The sequence below is a fragment of the Microbispora sp. CA-102843 genome, from assembly GCF_050936215.1.
Taxonomy (GTDB): Bacteria; Actinomycetota; Actinomycetes; order Streptosporangiales; family Streptosporangiaceae; genus Microbispora.
Map to the genome: position 1 here is coordinate 3707074 of NZ_JBNJNF010000001.1, position 16184 is coordinate 3723257.

Sequence of the window (16184 nt, forward strand, 5' to 3'; positions counted from 1 at the left end):
TGCGTCTCATAAGCACTGTGCGCCTCGTCATGCGTCCTCCTCACCGAGGCCGCGGAACTGCCGCAACAGGACCACCGTGAACACCATCGAGACGGCGAACAGCACCAGCGCGAGCACGCAGGCGTAGCCCATCGCGAAGTCGCGGAAGCCCTGTTGGAACAGCCACTGGGGGAACATCAGCGTGGACTGGTCGGGGTAGCCGGGGGTGAAGACCGACCCGGCCGAGTCGGTCGCTCCCGAGGCGACCCGCGCGGCGACCTCGGCCTGGGTGAAGTACTGCAGCGTCTGGATCACCCCGGTGACGAGGGCGAACATCAGCACCGGCCGGATCACCGGCAACGTGATCGACGTGAACTGCCGCCAGCCGTTCGCGCCGTCGATCGCGGCGGCCTCGTAGAGCTGTTTCGGCACGTCGAGCAGGGCGGCCATGAAGATGACCATCAGGTCGCCGACCGACCACAGGCCGAGGAGGGTCAGCCCCCACTTCGACCACGCCGGGTCGCCGAACCAGTCCGGCGCGGGCAGCCCGACGGCCGACAGGATCGCCTGCACGGGTCCGGTGCCGGGGTTGAGCAGGAACACGAACCCCAGCGTCCCGGCCACCAGCGGCACCAGGGCCGGCAGGTAGAAGATCGTGCGGTAGACCCCGGCGCCGGCCTTCAGCCGGGTCACCAACTGGGCGACGCCGAGGCCGAACAGCACCCGCAGCGGGACCATCACCACGACGAGCCACAGCGTGTTGCGGATCGCCGTCCACGCCGCCTGGTCCTTGAGGAAGTACTCCCAGTTGAGCAGTCCTACCGGCTCCAGGGTGAACAGGTCGTACCGCTGGAAGGAGAAGTAGACCGTGGACACCAGCGGGTAGACGAAGAAGATCGCGAACCCGGCGAGCCAGGGGGACAGGTAGAGCAGGGCCCTCAGGTTTCCCCGGCTGAGCCGATTCCCACGGCGGAGATTCGCGTGGCGCAGCGCCGTCGTGGCCATCGGCTCAGCCGCCCGCCGTCAGCTTGAGCTTCTCGTCGATCTTCTTGTCGACCTCGGCGAGCAGCGCGTCCAGGTCGGACGCGCGGCCCGACTCCCACTTGATCTGCGCCTCCTGCAGCGTCTGCTGGTTGAAGACGGAGTTGATGTGGGCCGGCAGCGTCGTGCTGTTGGGGTTGGCGAACACGTCGAGGAAGGTCTGGAAGTTCGGGTCCTTCTTGAGGTCCGGCGACTGGAGCGCGGGCAGCGTGCTCGGCACGTTCCTGATCGCGTTCGACAGCGTCACCAGCGTGCCGGTGTCGGTGGTGAGGTATTTCACCAGCTCCCAGGCGGCCTCCGGGTGCTTGGCGCCGCGCGGGATGCCGATGACGGTGCCGGTGATGAAGCCCGCGCCGTACCGCTGCGGCTGGTCGTCGGCCACAGGCAGCGGCGCGGTGCCGTAGTCGAGGTCCGGGGCGTCTGCGGCGAGCATGGCCGTGCGCCACTCGCCGTCGACGGCCATGGCGACCTTGCCCGTGTTGAACGGGTTCTCGGCCGACCACTCGTCGCCGAAGCTCTTGCGGAACTTCTCGAGCTTGTCGTAGCCGTACCAGTCGCTGAGGTCCTTCTGCCAGGTCATCAGCTTCTTCCACTGCGGGTCGGAGCCGATGGCCGAGGTGCCGTCGGGGTTGGTCCACTTTCCGCCGACCATCACGCCGGTGTGGATCGGGGCGTTCTCGTACATCTGGCTGATCGGGACGAACCCGGCGACCTTGATGTCGCCCTTGTCGTCCTTGACCGTCAGCTTCTTGGCGAGGTCGGCCAGCTCGCTCATCGTCTTCGGGGGCTGGTGGCCCTTCATGAGCGTCTTGTTGTAGTAGAGGCCGTACACGTCGGCGAGCATGGGCATCACGCAGCGCTTGCCCTGATACTGCGTGTATTCGGCGATCACCTTCGGGAACAGCGACGCCGGGTCGATGCCGCTCGCCTTCAGGTAGGGGTTGAGGTCCTGGAAGATCCCGGCCTTGCAGAACTCGGCGACGCTGTCGGTGGTGAACGACAGGGCCACGTCGGGCGGGTTGCCGCCGCGCACGGACTGGAGGATCTGGTCGTCCTGGATGGCCTTGGTCGGCTTGACCGTGATCCAGGGGAACTTCTTCTGGAAGCCGGCGAGGGTCTCGTCGAAGGCCTTGAGCTCGTTGTCGGCGCTGAAGCCGTGCCAGAACTCGATGGTGACCGGGTCGTGGCTCGCCCCGCTCTGGGCCACCTTGGGCGGCCCGCTCTCGGTGCCGGCCGTACAGGCGGTGAGCGCGGCCAGCCCGGCCGTGGCGGACAGTGTGGCGGACAGGACCAGAAGGCGTTTCATGGGGGGTGCCTCCCTAGTGCGTGAACCTAGTGGAAGGGGGTCAGGAGGAGGGGTCGCGGCGGTTCACCGCGCCGAACAGCTCCTCGCGTACGGCGCCGAGCGCGAGGTCGAGGGCCCCGGCGAGGACGGGATTGCCCTCCAGGGTGGACAGCAGCACGCGGGGCCTGGGGATGGTCAGCGCGTGCAGCTCCCGCTCGACCGCCTCCCGCAGGACCTCGCCGCCGGCGAGCAGCACGCCGCCGGACAGCACGACGATCTGGGGATCGACCACTGCCGTGATCGCGGCCAGCCCAAGCGCGAGGCGGCCGGCGAGGTCGCGGAGGGCGTCGCGCGCGCTCTCGCCGTCCGGGCCGCCGCGTCCTGCCACGGCGACCGCGTTGCGGACGGCGCCGGCCGGCGTGGAGCCGCGCACGCCGTGCGCCCGTAGGAGGGCGAGCACCGCCGGGCCGCCCGACAGCGCCTGGAACCCGTGGTTGGCCCGCCTGCCGACGTCACGGGCGGTTGGAGCGCCGACCACGGGCATGTAGCCCACCTCGCCCGCGCCGCCGGTCGCCCCGCGATGGAGGCGGCCGCCGATGACGAGGGCCGCGCCGATGCCCTCGTCGGCCCACAGCAGCACGTAGTCCTGGTGGCCCCGGGCGCTGCCCCTGGAGCGTTCGGCCTGGGCGACGAGGTTGACGTCGTTCTCCACGTCGATCGGCACGCCGAGCCCGTCGCGGAGAGTCCCGATCAGGTCGGGGATGTGCCAGCCCGGGATGTGCGCGGCGTAGCCGAGCCTGCCCGTCGAGGGATCGACGGCGCCGCCGATGCCGACGACCACCCGGCTCAGCTCCGCCGGGTCGAGCTCGGCCGGGCCGCACGCCCCCGCGAGCGCGGCCCGGACCCGCTCCACCACGTCGCCGCCGGTACGCCCGGGGGTGGCCAGGCGGTGCTCGGCGACGACCGCCCCGGTGACGTCCGCGACCTCCACGACGATGCGTGCCGGCCTGACGTCCAGCGCCGCGACGTGCGCCGCACGGGGGTTGATCCGGTACAGCTCGGCCGTACGGCCCGGCAGGCCCTCGCGGATGCCGTCCAGGACGACCAGGCCGGCCTCCTGGAGACGGGCCAGCAGCTGGGAGGCGGTCGGCTTGGACAGGCCGGTGAGCGCCCCCAGCTCGGGCCGGGTCAGCGGGCCGCGTTCGAGCAGGACCATCAGCGCGGCGCGGTCGTTGATCGCGCGCAGCAGGCTCGGCGTACCCGCGATCGGCCTGGTCATCGGTCCTCCGGCAGAGCACATTCAAGAACTGGGCGCGTTAGGAAAGTTTCCTAACTATGGCTGCGACCGTACGAACGGGCGCGAGCGCCGTCAAGAGCGTGGTCCGCGCCGAGATCCATCTGTGACCGCGCCTGTTACCGGACGCGGCCGATGCGGGAGAAGAGCAGAACGGCACGTAGAATCTGGCGGCCTATGCCAGAGTCTTCGACGGGCGAGCTGGCCCGGGAGCAGAAGTACGTCGCCGCGCTGTACGAGCGCCTCGACGTGCTGCGGGAGCGCACGCGCGGGCAGCTCGACGCCGTGCTGGCCCAGGGGGCCTTCGGCACCCACCAGAACCGCTCGGAGCGCGACAACTTCGCCGTCATGTACACCCAGCGCCTGGCCCGCCTGTGGGCGGTGGAGAACGGCCTGTGCTTCGGGCGGCTCGACCTTGCGGAAGAGAGCCGGGCGGAAGAGAGCCGGGCGGAAGAGAGCCGGGCCGACGCCGGCCGGCTGTACATCGGCCGCATCGGCCTGTCGGACGACGACCAGCACCGGCTGCTGATCGACTGGCGGGCCCCGGTGGCTCAGCCGTTCTACCGGGCCACCCCGGCCGCCCCGATGGGCGTCACCCGGCGGCGCCACCTGCACACGCGGGGCCGCAGGGTCACCGCGATCGACGACGACCTGCTCGACCTCGACAGCCTCACCGACGCCGACCGGGCCTCGCTCAACGGCGAGGCGGCGCTGCTGGCCGCGCTCGGCGAGAAGCGCACCGGCCGCATGCGCGACATCGTGGCCACCATCCAGGCCGAGCAGGACAAGATCATCCGAAGCGACCTGAACGGCGTGCTCGTCGTCCAGGGCGGCCCGGGCACCGGCAAGACCGTGGTGGCCCTGCACCGCGCGGCCTACCTTCTCTACACCTACCGCGAGCGGCTGGAACGCCGGGGCGTGCTGATCCTCGGGCCCAACCCGACCTTCATGCGCTACATCGAGCAGGTGCTGCCGTCCCTCGGCGAGACCGACGTGGTGCTGTCCACTGTGGGCGAGCTCTACCCGGGCGTCACCGCGACCCGGGAGGAGTCTCCCGAGGCCGCCGCGGTCAAGGGCCGGATCGCGATGGCCGACGTGATCACGCGAGCCGTACGGGAGCGCCAGCGGACGCCGCGCACGGCCGTGGAGATCAAGCTCGACAAGTTCACGCTGAAGCTCGACCGGCAGACGCTGGAGGCGGCCCGGTCGAAGGCCGGTCGCTCCCGCCGTCCGCACAACCAGGCCAGGGCGGTCTTCGTACGGCACCTGCTGACCGCGCTGACCCGGCAGGCGGCCCGGCACCTGGGCCGCGGCACGCTCGACGACGCCGACTTCGCCGACCTGCGCGAAGACCTGCGCACCGAGGAGCCGGTGCGGGTGGCGCTCAACCGGCTGTGGCCCTACCTGACGCCGCAGCAGCTGCTGATCGGCCTGTTCACCGACCGCGGCCGGATGGCGGCGGCAGGGCTGGGCGCGCCGGAGCGCGACCTGCTGCTGCGCGAGCCGCCGAAGCAGGGGGAGAACTGGTGGAGCGCGGCCGACGTGCCGCTGCTCGACGAGGCCGCCGAGCTGCTGGGGGACATCGACGAGGGGGTGCTGCGGGCGGCGCGCCGCGCCGAGCAGGAGCGCGAGGAGCGCATCGCCTACGCCCGCGAGGTGCTGGAGCTGACCGGCCTGGCCGACATCATGGACGCCGAGCGCTTCGCCGAACGGCACCAGGCCGAGGAGGTCTATCTCACCACGGCCGAGCGGGCCGCCAGGGATCGCACGTGGGCCTTCGGCCACGTGATCGTGGACGAGGCCCAGGAGCTGTCCGAGATGGCCTGGCGGATGGTCATGCGGCGCATCCCCGGCCGGTCGATGACGATCGTCGGCGACATCGCGCAGACCGGGTCGGCCGCGGGCGCGGCGAGCTGGGCCCGGGTCCTCGACCCGTACGTCGCGGGCCGCTGGCGCGAGGAGCACCTCAGCGTCAACTACCGGACCCCCGCCGAGCTGATGGAGGTCGCCGCCCGCGTGCTCGAACTGGTCGGCTCCGGCCTGAAGGCGCCGGAGTCGGTGCGGGAGACGGGCGAGCGGCCATGGGCGTTGCGGGTCGCCACCCTGGCGGAGGCGGGCCCGGTGGTCGCGGCCGAGGTCGTCGGCGAGGGCCGCCTCGTGGTCATCGCCCCGGCGGGAATGACCGAGGAGATCGGGACGATCGTCCGGGCCGCCGTGCCCGGCGCGGCCACCGGGCCCGGCCCGGCCGCGCTGGACGCACCCGTGGCGGTGCTGTCGGTGGCCGAGGCCAAGGGGCTGGAGTTCGACTCGGTGATCGTGGTCGAGCCCGGCCGGATCCTGCGGGAGTCCCCGCGCGGCCCCAGCGACCTCTACGTCGCCCTCACCAGGGCCACCAGCCGCCTCGGCGTCGTCCACATGGAGGAACTCCCCGAGGTCCTGAACGGTCTGGAACGGCACTGAACGGGCACCGCTCCTACCTGCGGAAATGTGGTATTTCCGCTGATCGGGACGCGGTTGACATCTGCGCTGAGGTCGGTAGTTTGCTGCGCAGTCCAGCACGGGACTGACCGGTTGGCCGCTCTATGGCGCCGCTGACCTCTGCGTCGATGACGGAGCGTGACTCCGTCAGCACACCAGGCGCAGGGCGGCGTCCCGCCGAGGCGGGGCACCCCATCCGGCCGGGGGGTTGGACCCAGGAGGGGCCCGGGCACCCAGTAGACAACGGAGCTCCGCGCCCGCCGCCGACGGGACGGAACCGGTCCGAAGGGCCGCCCGGGCCTTCTTCCCTTCCTTTCTCCTCCTCGCCGCCCTCACCGCCGCCGTACAGTGGCTGAGGCCGGTTTGGCGGCCTGCGCCGCCGTCTGCGACCCTGACCTGGAATGATTTTTTGAGTCGGGACCCATCGACACGCGAGGAGAGACTGTCCCGTGGCACTAGAGACGGCTCAGGACGCGGCCCCGCCCGCCGCCGCGGCGCCCAAGCCGCGCGTGCCGGGCGGGCTGATCCGCCTCGCCGCCTCTGTCGCGGGCGGCCTGGTGCTCTACCTCGCCTTCCCGCCCATCGGGTGGTGGTTCTGCGCGCCGGTGGGCGTGGCGCTGCTCGCCCTCGCGTTGTACGGCACCCGGCCGCGCCGGGCCGCGTGGATCGGGTACGCCGGGGGGCTGGCGTTCCTCCTGCCGACGCTGGCCTGGGTCCGCCCGATCGGGGACGACGCCTGGCTGGCCCTGTCGGGCATCGAGAGCCTGTTCTGGGCGGCGCTGGCCTGTCTGGCCGTCCTCGTCATGCGGCTGCGCCTGTGGCCGCTGTGGGTGGCCTGCCTGTGGGTCGTGCAGGAGTGCGCCCGGGGGCTGTTCCCCGTCGGGGGCTTCCCCTGGGCGCGGCTGGCCTTCAGCCAGGGCGAGTCGCCGTACACCGGCTTCGCCGCGCTGGGCGGCGCCCCGCTTGTAAGTTTCACGGTCGCCCTCACGGGGGTCCTGCTCGCCGCGCTGGTCACACGGCGTCCGCCGAGGTGGCGGCCCGACCGGGTGGTTGCCGGGACGCTCCTCGCCGCGATAGCCGTACCGGTGCTGGGGCTGGTCGTGCCCCGGCCCGGCGACGAGGGCAGGACAGTGCGGATCGGTGTCATCCAGGGCAACGTCCCTGGGCGGGGGATGTACTTTCTCGGCGACGAGCCCGCCGTCGTGCTGCGCAACCACGCGGACGAGACGCACCGGATGGCCGAGGCCGTTCGCGCGGGGAAGCTCCAGCGGCCCGACATCGTGGTGTGGCCGGAGAACTCCACCGACATCGATCCCTACTCCAGCGCGTACGCCCGGGAGCTGATCGACTCCGCCGCGAAGGACATCGGCGTGCCGATCCTCGTCGGCGCGGTGGTCAAGATCGGCGCCGAGAACCGAGCCACCCGCGGCGTGGTCTGGGACCCGGTCACCGGCCCCGGCGCGTACTACGACAAGCGGCGGCTGGTGCCGTTCGGCGAGTACACCCCGTTCAAGGAGCTGTTCCTGGCGCTGTCGTCGCGGGCCCAGCTCGTCGGCCGGCAGTCGGTCCCCGGGGACAAGCCGGGAGCGCTGCGGATGGGGCCGGTGACGATCGGCACCGTGGAGTGCTACGAGGTGGCGTTCGACAGCACGGTGCGTGACACGGTGCTGGCCGGCGGCACGCCGCTGGTGGTGCAGACGAACAACGCCAGCTACGCGCTCACGAACCTGCCGCCTCAGCAGCTCGCGATGTCGCAGTTGCGCGCGGTGGAGTTCAACCGGGCCGTGGTCACCGCGGCGACCACGGGCATCTCCGCGTACGTCGGCCCCGACGGCCGGGTCGGATGGCGTACCGGCGAGCTGGTGGCGGGGATGAACGTCCTGGACGTCCCCGTCAGGACGAAGAACACGGTGGCGGCGGAGCTAGGTGCGCTGCCGGAGTGGATCATGGTACTCATGGGAGCCGGAGCGACGGTGGCGGCCATCTCTGGGCGGAGGAGAACCTGATGGAGCGGACCCCAGGGCGGGTGCTCGTGATCGTCCCCACGTACAACGAGCGGGAGAACCTCCCGTTGATCACGCGGCGGCTGCGTGAGGCGCTGCCCGACGTGCACCTGCTCGTGGCCGACGACAACAGCCCCGACGGCACCGGCCGGATCGCCGACGAACTGGCGGAGGCGGACGACCACGTCCACGTCCTGCACAGGACGAGCAAGCAGGGGCTGGGCGCCGCCTACATCGCCGGATTCCGGTGGGGCCTGGCCGAGGGCTACGACGTGCTGGTGGAGATGGACGCCGACGGCTCCCACCAGCCCGAGGAGCTGCACAAGCTGCTCGACGCGGTGACCGACGGCGCCGACCTGGCGATCGGCTCCCGGTGGGTGCCCGGCGGCAAGACCGTCAACTGGCCGTTCTCACGCGAGCTGCTGTCCCGGGGGGCCAACACCTACGTCCGGCTGGTGCTCGGCATCCCGGTGCGCGACGCCACGGCGGGCTTCCGGGCCTACCGCGCGGCCACCCTGGAGAAGATCGGGCTGGACGACGTCGAGTCGCAGGGCTACTGCTTCCAGGTGGACCTCACGCTCCGCACCGTACGACAGGGCCTGCGGGTGACCGAGATCCCGATCACGTTCGTCGAGCGCACCGTGGGCAGCAGCAAGATGAGCCGGAAGATCATCTTTGAGGCCTTCTGGCGCATCGCCGTCTGGGGGGTCACCGGGTTCGCTGATCGGTTTCGCCCGAGGCGATAGGCACGATCCACAGGAACCCCAGCGGCCGCGAGGACGTTGACGCAGACGTACGAGTGCCGGGGTGAGTGGGGCAAGACATGGTACGGATCGGGCTGTTCCTCGGGTTCCTTCTGGTTCCCGTCCTGGAGATCTGGTTTCTGATCCGGGTGGGGTCCGTCATCGGCGGGTGGGAGACGGTCGCCCTGCTCATCGCCGACAGCATCCTCGGCGCCTGGCTGGTGCGCCGTGAAGGGCGGCGGGCGTGGGCGGCGCTGCGCACGGCCATCGAGTCGGGGCGCATGCCCGACCGGGAACTCACCGACGGGGCACTGATCGTCGCCGGCGGCGCCCTCCTGGTGGCCCCCGGCTTCCTGAGCGACGTGTTCGGATTTTTCATGATCCTGCCGTTCACCCGGCCGATCGCCCGGCGCTGGCTGTCGTGGTTCCTCGGCCGCCGCGTGCGCTCGCTCGCCGCCCGCTCGCCGTACGCGCCGCTCTTCGACGGGACTGCGGGATTCGATGGGGCGGCGGGCTTCGGCGGCGCGGGTGGTTCCGGCGGGCCCGCCGGAGCGCGCCGCGGCCGCGTGGTGCACGGTGAGGTCATCGACGACGCCTGAAAGCGGCCGGGCATGCCGTTGCCCCGGCGGCGGAGGCACACCGGGGCAACGGGACTGGGGGTTCCTGGTTACAGGCGCGGCTCGTCCGGGTCGTGGATGTCCCGGCGACGGATGTCCTGATCACGGGCGTCCGGGTCGATCACGAACCGGTCACCGGCCCGCGTCGCCGGATCACCGGTGCCGAACCGCTCCTGTGACCGGGCCGCCGGGTCCTCGGTGCCGTACCGCTCGCTCGACGTGCGCGAGGGATCGCCGCCGCCGAACAGTTCCTCGGACCGCGTCTCGGGGCCCCGGGGCGCCAGCGGCTCACCCGGGCGCGTACCGGGGATTTCGGCGTCCAGTCGGTCCCTGGAGCCGAGCGAGGGGTCGTCGGTGCCGTACCGCTCCCCGCCGCGGGTCACGGCGTAGTCCGCGGGGTCGCCGAGGCCCGTCCCCAGGCGTTCGCGTTCGCGCCGCCCGCCGCTGTCGGCCCAGCCGGTCAGGTTGTCCGGCTGGTTGGCGCGTTCCCAGGCGGCTTCCCAGTCCATGTCGTAGTGGCGGTAGAGCTCACGCTCCTGCGCGCCCGACAGGTGTCCGTCGGCGTCCAGGTCCACGTCGGGCGCGTTCTTGACATGCTCCTTGTCGTACGGGACCTCGACATGACCGGCCGTCAGGCTCGCGTCGTGCAGCGGGACGAAAGTCTCCTTGGTGTGGAGGAGTCCCGTCTTGACGCAGAGCCACTTCGGCCGTCCCGTCGCGTCGTCCAGGAAGACCTGTCCGACATCGCCGATCTTGTCGCCGTTGAGGTCGTAGACCGGGTTGTCGAGCATCATGGGGATCTGCTCGTGAGTGATCACGTGCTTCTCCTTGTCTCTCGCTTGGTCGGTCCCTTACTGCGCTACCGCCGATGGGAGAACGGAAACCACCTTTTCCGGAATTCGCCCCTGCCATGCCACTGCAGCTACGCCGGGGCATCGGGCATCGTCGCAGGTGAAGACCTGCAACGCGGTGCCCACTGCTACCGCGGAAATCATCGGCGTGGTCCAGCCGGGGCAGGAGCCTCTTCGGCCTGCCGCGGCGGGACAGCGGCCCCTGCCGCCCCTACCGGCTCGGCGCCCGCAGGCCGCGCGAGGCGCTCGCCGGGTTGCCACGAGTCCACCGCCTTCCGGGCCGAGGGTCTGCTGCCGCACGAGCATGCCGAGGAGGCCCGGCTATGCCCGGCGATGCGGGGCCCGCTTTGTATTTCGCGTGGGCGGGTGAAAGGTGGCTTATGCCCAGAATTTGAGTTCTTCCTGTGGCTCCATTTAATTCGGCTCCGCGCTTGAGCCGGGTGAGCAGCGCGTGAAAGAATTCATACAGGTTTTCGAATGAGTGTGAGGGGGTGTCATGGAGTCGCCGCTCATCGATCCTGACCGCCTCAGCCGTTCGAACATGCCTGGTGAGAACGGTTGGGAGCGGCTGACTGCCCGCTCGCCCCTTTGGCCGTCTGGAAGCGCGCCCTCCGGCGGCGAGTACGCTCGGGGACTTTTCGGCGAGCCGGGTCGGGATCCACGTGTCGCGCGAAGATGGAAATGCCTCCTCAGGCAAGTGCGACTGCGTCAAAAGGCCGCTGCCGAAAACCGCATATCTGCGACCTCACGTGCTGGTGCGTCCACCGGTGCCGACAGCGCTGGTGCCACAGGTGCCGCAGGTGCCGCCGCTGGCGGTACTGGCGGCACTGGCGGTGGTGCCCGGAGCGCCGACGGCGCGGGTGCGGGTGATCGCCGGGCCCGGTCGTCGTGGGTGCTGGTGCCGTCGTTGCGGGAGTCGGCGCAGGCGTGGGCGCTGACGCCGCTTCCGGAGGATGTGGACGTCTGCTTGGCCGAGGCCGAGGATTTGATGTTCGCGCGGGATCGGATCACGTGCGCGTTGGCGGATCGCGTCGGGCGGGTGCATCGTGCGGGGCAGGGCAGGCAGCATGGGCATGCCTCCACCCGCAGCTGGTTGCGTACCGCCGGGGGGATGAGTGTCCCCGGCGCCGGTCGCCTGCTGACCTTGGCCGTGGAGTTGGGCCGCCTGCCGCGGGTGCGGGAGAGGTTCGCCGCCGGGCAGTTGGCGGCGGGGGTGGTGGAGGCGATCTGTACCGCCACCGCGCAGTTGAGCGACGAGCAGGCCGGGCTGGCTGAGCCGATTTTGCTGGAGCTGGCGGGCAAGGCGGGCCCGGCGGAGGTGGCCAAGGCCGGCCGCTACCTGCGCGCAGTGCTCGACCCCGACGGGGAAGAGCGTGATGAGCAGGCCGACTACGGGCGGCGTTTCCTGAGGGTCCGGCCCACCGGGGGCGGTGGGCTGGAAGGGGAGTTCTACCTGCCGCGTGAGGCCGCCGCCCGGCTGCGCACGTTGTTGGACGCCTACGCCAAGCCTCTTGCGGAGGGGGATGACCGGCCGCTGCGGGTGCGTAACGCGGATGCGTTCATCGCGTTCCTGGAGCAGAAGATCGCCACCGAACTCCTGGTCCTGGTCAACGCCGAATCCCTCCCCGCCGACCCCGTCACCGACCACCCCGACCACCCGGAAGACACCGGCCCCAGCGACACCGACCCCAACGACGCCGACATCACCGGCGACTACGCCCCCAACGACACCGGAAGCGCCGACGACACCAGCGACGCGGGCACCGCCGACACCGCCACTGGCCCCGGCGATGCCGAGGCCGAGGCAGATGCCGGGGCCGATGTAGCCGCGGACGCCGCTGCCGAGAGCGCCGACCATGCCACCACCGGTCTCCGCGATGAGGAGGCCAGCGGCTCCGAGGCCGGTAAACAGCGGGCCAGTGGGCGCGGGTCGCGCGATACCGCGAGCACGACCTCTACCGAGGGCGACGACACCGCGCTCACAGAAAGTGAGGACTGCGCCGCTGCGGCGGGGGAGGACAACGCCCCTGCTGAGGATGAGGGCAGTGCCCCTGGTGAGGGGAAGGTCACCGGCCCTGAGCGGACTGACCAGGCGGCCGACTTTCGGTCTCCTGGCGGCGGTAGTGCGCGTCCGCACACAGCGCAGCCGGATCCCCCTCCCGAGGATCCACTTGGACATCACGCCCACGCCGGGCATCGGCCCGCGGGGGAGTGCCGGCATGGGCAGGACGCGGCAAGTGGCCGGGGCGCGTGCGGGCGTGGCGGCGGGGCGCGGTGGTGGCCGGGCGGGATACCTGGGACGCCGCCGGGAACAGCGCCGGGGACGGCTCCAGGGCCGTTGCTGGGGGCGGCGCCGGGGTTGTTGCTGGCGACCGGGCAGATGCTGCCGGTCTCCGGCGTGCACCGGCTGGCCCGCACCTCCGCGCTGGTGCGTCTGGTGATGGACGCCGAGGGGCAGGTGCTGGACATGGGCCGCAAGGTCCGCCTGGCCACCCCCGCCCAGCGGCGGGCCGTCTTCGCCCGCTACGCCACCTGCTGGATCGACGGCTGCCCCCTGCCCGCCACCATGTGCCAGATCGACCACGCCGACAACTGGAGCACCGGCGGCCTGACCGACCTGAAGCTGCTCGGCCCCGCCTGCCAGTTCCACAACCGCGACCGCTACCGCCACCCCGACCGCTACATCCGCCACAAGACCGGCACCGACCGCTGGGCCTTCACCTACCACAACCCCATCAGAGCCCGGCGACCCCGACATGAATCCAGGCATGAACCCAGATGTGAACCCGGACATGAACCGGGGACATGAGCCGCGCCACAGGTGGGGCGGGCGGCACCGGCAGGCACTGGCAGCACTGGCAGGCACCGCCCCGCTGGCGCATGCCGGTGCTCGCGCGGGCCGCTCCGGTCGCTCCGGTCGCTCCGGCCGTTCTCCGGGATCAGGCCCCTTCCCAGGGGCCGACGTCGTCCTCCTTCCACTCCAGGCGGTCGACGACCCCGATCACGCCGTTGGTCCGTTCGACCATCCGCGTGAGCACCCGCGCCTGCGAGCGGCGCTCCATGGCGCCGGTGAGCGTCACGACGCCTTCCGACACCGACACCTCGACGCCCGACAGGTCGGCCCACAGGCAGTTGCCGATGATGTCCTCGCGTACCTCGCGGGCGATGTCGGCGTCCGCGCGGGCGAGAACCTTGAGCAGGTCGTGGCGGCTGATGATGCCCACGAGCACGCCCTCGTCGTCCACGACGGGCAGGCGCTTGACACCGTGCTGGCTCATCTGCCGCGCGGCGCTGACCACGCTGGTGTAGGGCCGGGTGGTGACCGCGGGGGTGGACATGAGTTCGGCGGCGGTCACCCCGCGGGCCCGCTCCTGGCTCCTGGCGGCCCCGTGTCCCACGGCCTCGCGCAGGCGGGCGCGTAGCGGCGGCCGATAGCCCTCGCGGTAGAACTGCTCGCGGAACTCCTCCTTGCGCAGCAGGTCGGCCTCGGAGACCACACCGACGACGTGGCCTTCGCCGTCGACGACGGGTACCGCGCTGACCTCGTGCGCGATGAGCACCTCGGCCACGTCCCTGAACGGCGTGCTGCCGTTGACGGAGGCGACCTCGCTCGTCATGACGTCCCGCACCTTCATGTGCATGATCGGCTCCTTTCCAGGCGGTCTGCCGTTCCCATTCCCATTCCCATCGCATCGCCGTACGGGCCGGATGCGAAGGGACGGACGACCCTGCCGGCGGGGCCCTTCGCCATGCTCTCCGCCATGCCCTTCGCCATGCCTCGCTCTGGACGCGCGACGGGTGGCCGAAAGTCCCGGGCGGTCAGGACCTTCACCGCTGACCTCGGAAGACACGGCGAGGCACGCTGGCACTGAGAGATGGGAGGCGTCGTCATGACGGCGAAGGTGAAGGATGTCATGGGCAAGGTCGCCATCGCGGTGCCGATGGACGCGTCGTTCGCAGACCTTGTCGGCACCATGCAGCGGTTCAAGGTGGGCGCGGTCACGGTGATCGACGCCGACCGGCGCCCGGTCGGGGTGGTGTCGGAGGACGACATCCTGCTGAAGGAGATCGACCCGGGCGAGAGCGTGCTCGACGGTCCCCGCAGGCGCGAGGAGCACCGGAAGGCGATGGGCACGAAGGCCGGCCAGATCATGACACGCCCCGCGATCACGGTCACCGGCGGCACGTCCGTGCGGGACGCGGCCCGGCTGATGCACCGCAACCGCATCAAGCAGTTGCCGGTGATCGACGCCATGACCGGCCGCATCGTCGGGACGGTCCACCAGGGCGACCTGCTGCGCGTGTTCGTCCGGCCGTCGGAGGACATCCTGGCCGACGTCGAAGAGATCGCCGCCCGGCTGAACCTCGGCCCCGACGACCTCCAGATCACCGTCTCCGGCGGCGTGGTCGCGATCAACGGACAGGTGCCCCGCAGGTCGGACATCAAGCCGCTGCTGCACGCCGTACGCCGGGTCGAGGGCGTCGTCGAGGTGGACGCCGACCTCGCCTTCCTCGTGGACGACCTGCTCATCGCCCCGCCGCTGCTGTGACCGAGCCCCAGGGGAGGAGATCGTGAACACTCGGACGTCTGAAGGGATCGCGGAGGCGGCGAAGGCCGCGGTGGAGGCGGCCCTGTGGGCGCCCTCGATCCACAACACCCAGCCCTGGTCGTTCGGCGTCTCGGGCGACGAGATCTGCCTGCGCGCCGACCCCGACAGGAAGCTGCGGGTCTCCGACCCCACCGGCCGGCAGATGACGATCAGTTGCGGCGCCGCGCTGTTCAACGTGCGGATCACGCTGCTGGCGCTCGGCTACGAGCCCCAGGTGCGGCGCTTCCCCGACCCGGAGCGCCCGCTGCTGCTGGCCACCATACGTGTGCGGCCGGGGCGGGAGCCGGGCGAGCACACCCGCCTGCTGCACGCGGAGATCGAGCGCCGCCGTACTCACCGGTCCGGGTTCACCGCTCTGCCGGTGCCCGACCCTCTGGTCGACGCGCTCGTGGCGGAGGCGGCGGCCGAGGACGGCCACCTGATACCGATCGGGTCGGAGGCCGCCGCACGGGTGCTCGCCGCGCTCACCGGCGCGGCCCAGGACGTGCAGTCGCAGAACCGGTCGTTCGTCCTGGAACTCATGCGCTGGGCCCGGCCGCCCGGCAGCTCACGCCGCGACGGGGTGCCCGCGGCGGGCTATCCGACCGACGCCCGGCGTACGCACCCCCAGCACTTCGCGCAGCGGGACTACGCCCGGGGCCATGAGTGGGGGATGGCGCAGGACGAGCGGGTGTCCGCCTCGACGGGCCTCGTGGCGCTGCTCACCACCGAGGGCGACTGCCGGGAGGACTGGCTGCGCGCGGGCGAGGCGCTGCAGCGGATGCTGCTGCACGCCTCCGCGTACGGTGTGAGCGTCGCCTTCCACACCCAGGCACTGGAGATGCCGGAGTTGCGGGAGTTCATCCGCAGGCACCTCTGTTCGGAAGAGCCGCCACAGATGATCATGCGGCTGGGGTTCGTCATCGACGAGAGCGAGAGCGTCCGCCGCGCCGCCTCCGACGTGTTGCAGTGAGCCGTACTCGCACGTCCACACTCCATGGCGGCTCGCGCCGCTCGCCCATCACCGCCACCAGCGCGTTGCCCCCGGTAGCCGGGCCGGACAGGTAGGCGGAGCAGACGGTCATCGCCGCACGGCTCTTGACGCGACGGTGTGAGATCGTTAACACTGCCGGAACATGAGCGGTGAGCGGCATGGCGCGGTCGGCCGGTGTGTGAACCCGGCCGGCCGGATGCCGTCGCCCGGCTCGCCTTGATCATCCTCTGACCAGCGACGACCCTCACCCATCGGCCGGCTCGCGCCTCTGCGGCGGCGGGCCTGCCCGGACCCCCCGGCCATACCGCCG

At 71.4% G+C, this 16184-nt stretch carries 12 protein-coding genes; 7 read left to right on the forward strand and 5 right to left on the reverse strand.

What is annotated here, in order from left to right; genetic code table 11:
• Nucleotides 1-27: 27 nt before the first annotated feature.
• Genes ACQEVJ_RS17370 through ACQEVJ_RS17380 form a run of 3 tightly spaced genes read right to left on the reverse strand, consistent with a single transcriptional unit; the run spans nt 28 to nt 3584 of the window.
• Complete coding sequence (locus ACQEVJ_RS17370) at nt 28-984, reverse strand: carbohydrate ABC transporter permease (protein ID WP_433102130.1); 957 nt, start codon at nt 982-984, stop codon at nt 28-30.
• A gap of 4 nt (nt 985-988) precedes the next feature.
• Nucleotides 989-2326 carry an ABC transporter substrate-binding protein gene (locus ACQEVJ_RS17375; RefSeq protein ID WP_433102132.1) on the reverse strand — a complete coding sequence of 446 codons (1338 nt, stop codon included), beginning with the start codon at nt 2324-2326 and terminating at the stop codon, nt 989-991.
• A 40-nt stretch (nt 2327-2366) separates the two neighbouring features.
• Entirely contained in the window at nt 2367-3584 is a 1218-nt protein-coding gene (locus ACQEVJ_RS17380; protein ID WP_433102134.1) for an ROK family protein, read from the reverse strand.
• A gap of 192 nt (nt 3585-3776) precedes the next feature.
• Between ACQEVJ_RS17380 and ACQEVJ_RS17385 the strand changes: the two genes are divergently transcribed.
• The 4 genes from ACQEVJ_RS17385 (at nt 3777) to ACQEVJ_RS17400 (ending at nt 9422) form a co-directional block, all read left to right on the forward strand.
• Nucleotides 3777-6059: a HelD family protein gene (locus ACQEVJ_RS17385; RefSeq protein ID WP_433102136.1), complete on the forward strand. Its 2283-nt coding sequence runs from the start codon at nt 3777-3779 to the stop codon at nt 6057-6059.
• 467 nt (nt 6060-6526) lie between these two features.
• On the forward strand, nt 6527-8083 hold the full coding sequence (gene lnt / locus ACQEVJ_RS17390) for an apolipoprotein N-acyltransferase (RefSeq protein WP_433102138.1): 1557 nt from the start codon (nt 6527-6529) through the stop codon (nt 8081-8083).
• Nucleotides 8083-8826, forward strand: a complete 744-nt coding sequence (locus ACQEVJ_RS17395) for a polyprenol monophosphomannose synthase (RefSeq protein ID WP_433102140.1) — start codon at nt 8083-8085, stop codon at nt 8824-8826. Before lnt ends, ACQEVJ_RS17395 begins: the two co-directional genes overlap by 1 nt.
• Nucleotides 8827-8903: 77 nt before the next feature.
• Entirely contained in the window at nt 8904-9422 is a 519-nt protein-coding gene (locus tag ACQEVJ_RS17400) for an FxsA family protein (RefSeq protein ID WP_433102142.1), read from the forward strand.
• Between the two features lie 68 nt (nt 9423-9490).
• Here the strand turns inward: ACQEVJ_RS17400 and ACQEVJ_RS17405 are convergent, their stop codons facing one another.
• Nucleotides 9491-10258 (reverse strand): PRC-barrel domain-containing protein, encoded by a 768-nt coding sequence (locus ACQEVJ_RS17405; RefSeq protein ID WP_433102144.1) that lies wholly within the window; start codon nt 10256-10258, stop codon nt 9491-9493.
• A gap of 574 nt (nt 10259-10832) precedes the next feature.
• On the opposite strand from ACQEVJ_RS17405, the gene ACQEVJ_RS17410 reads away from it, so the two are divergent.
• On the forward strand, nt 10833-13100 hold the full coding sequence (locus tag ACQEVJ_RS17410; RefSeq protein ID WP_433112804.1) for a DUF222 domain-containing protein: 2268 nt from the start codon (nt 10833-10835) through the stop codon (nt 13098-13100).
• Between the two features lie 130 nt (nt 13101-13230).
• On the opposite strand, the gene ACQEVJ_RS17415 is transcribed toward ACQEVJ_RS17410, so the two are convergent.
• Nucleotides 13231-13932 (reverse strand): CBS domain-containing protein, encoded by a 702-nt coding sequence (locus ACQEVJ_RS17415; protein ID WP_433102146.1) that lies wholly within the window; start codon nt 13930-13932, stop codon nt 13231-13233.
• A 249-nt stretch (nt 13933-14181) separates the two neighbouring features.
• On the opposite strand from ACQEVJ_RS17415, the gene ACQEVJ_RS17420 reads away from it, so the two are divergent.
• Together ACQEVJ_RS17420 and ACQEVJ_RS17425 are read left to right on the forward strand one after the other, a co-directional pair.
• The gene (locus tag ACQEVJ_RS17420) at nt 14182-14841 is read left to right on the forward strand and encodes a CBS domain-containing protein (protein ID WP_433102148.1); all 660 of its coding nucleotides are present in this window, start codon (nt 14182-14184) and stop codon (nt 14839-14841) included.
• A 22-nt stretch (nt 14842-14863) separates the two neighbouring features.
• Nucleotides 14864-15853 carry an Acg family FMN-binding oxidoreductase gene (locus ACQEVJ_RS17425; RefSeq protein WP_433102150.1) on the forward strand — a complete coding sequence of 330 codons (990 nt, stop codon included), beginning with the start codon at nt 14864-14866 and terminating at the stop codon, nt 15851-15853.
• Nucleotides 15854-16184: the final 331 nt, after the last annotated feature.

Excerpts from the sequence above, each read along its gene's own strand:
- ACQEVJ_RS17370 (WP_433102130.1), bottom strand. The coding sequence starts at position 984 with ATGGCCACGACGGCGCTGCGCCACGCGAATCTCCGCCGTGGGAATCGG.
- ACQEVJ_RS17375 (WP_433102132.1), bottom strand. The coding sequence starts at position 2,326 with ATGAAACGCCTTCTGGTCCTGTCCGCCACACTGTCCGCCACGGCCGGG.
- ACQEVJ_RS17380 (WP_433102134.1), bottom strand. The coding sequence starts at position 3,584 with ATGACCAGGCCGATCGCGGGTACGCCGAGCCTGCTGCGCGCGATCAAC.
- ACQEVJ_RS17385 (WP_433102136.1), top strand. The coding sequence starts at position 3,777 with ATGCCAGAGTCTTCGACGGGCGAGCTGGCCCGGGAGCAGAAGTACGTC.
- ACQEVJ_RS17395 (WP_433102140.1), top strand. The coding sequence starts at position 8,083 with ATGGAGCGGACCCCAGGGCGGGTGCTCGTGATCGTCCCCACGTACAAC.
- ACQEVJ_RS17400 (WP_433102142.1), top strand. The coding sequence starts at position 8,904 with ATGGTACGGATCGGGCTGTTCCTCGGGTTCCTTCTGGTTCCCGTCCTG.
- ACQEVJ_RS17410 (WP_433112804.1), top strand. The coding sequence starts at position 10,833 with ATGCCTGGTGAGAACGGTTGGGAGCGGCTGACTGCCCGCTCGCCCCTT.
- ACQEVJ_RS17415 (WP_433102146.1), bottom strand. The coding sequence starts at position 13,932 with ATGCACATGAAGGTGCGGGACGTCATGACGAGCGAGGTCGCCTCCGTC.
- ACQEVJ_RS17420 (WP_433102148.1), top strand. The coding sequence starts at position 14,182 with ATGACGGCGAAGGTGAAGGATGTCATGGGCAAGGTCGCCATCGCGGTG.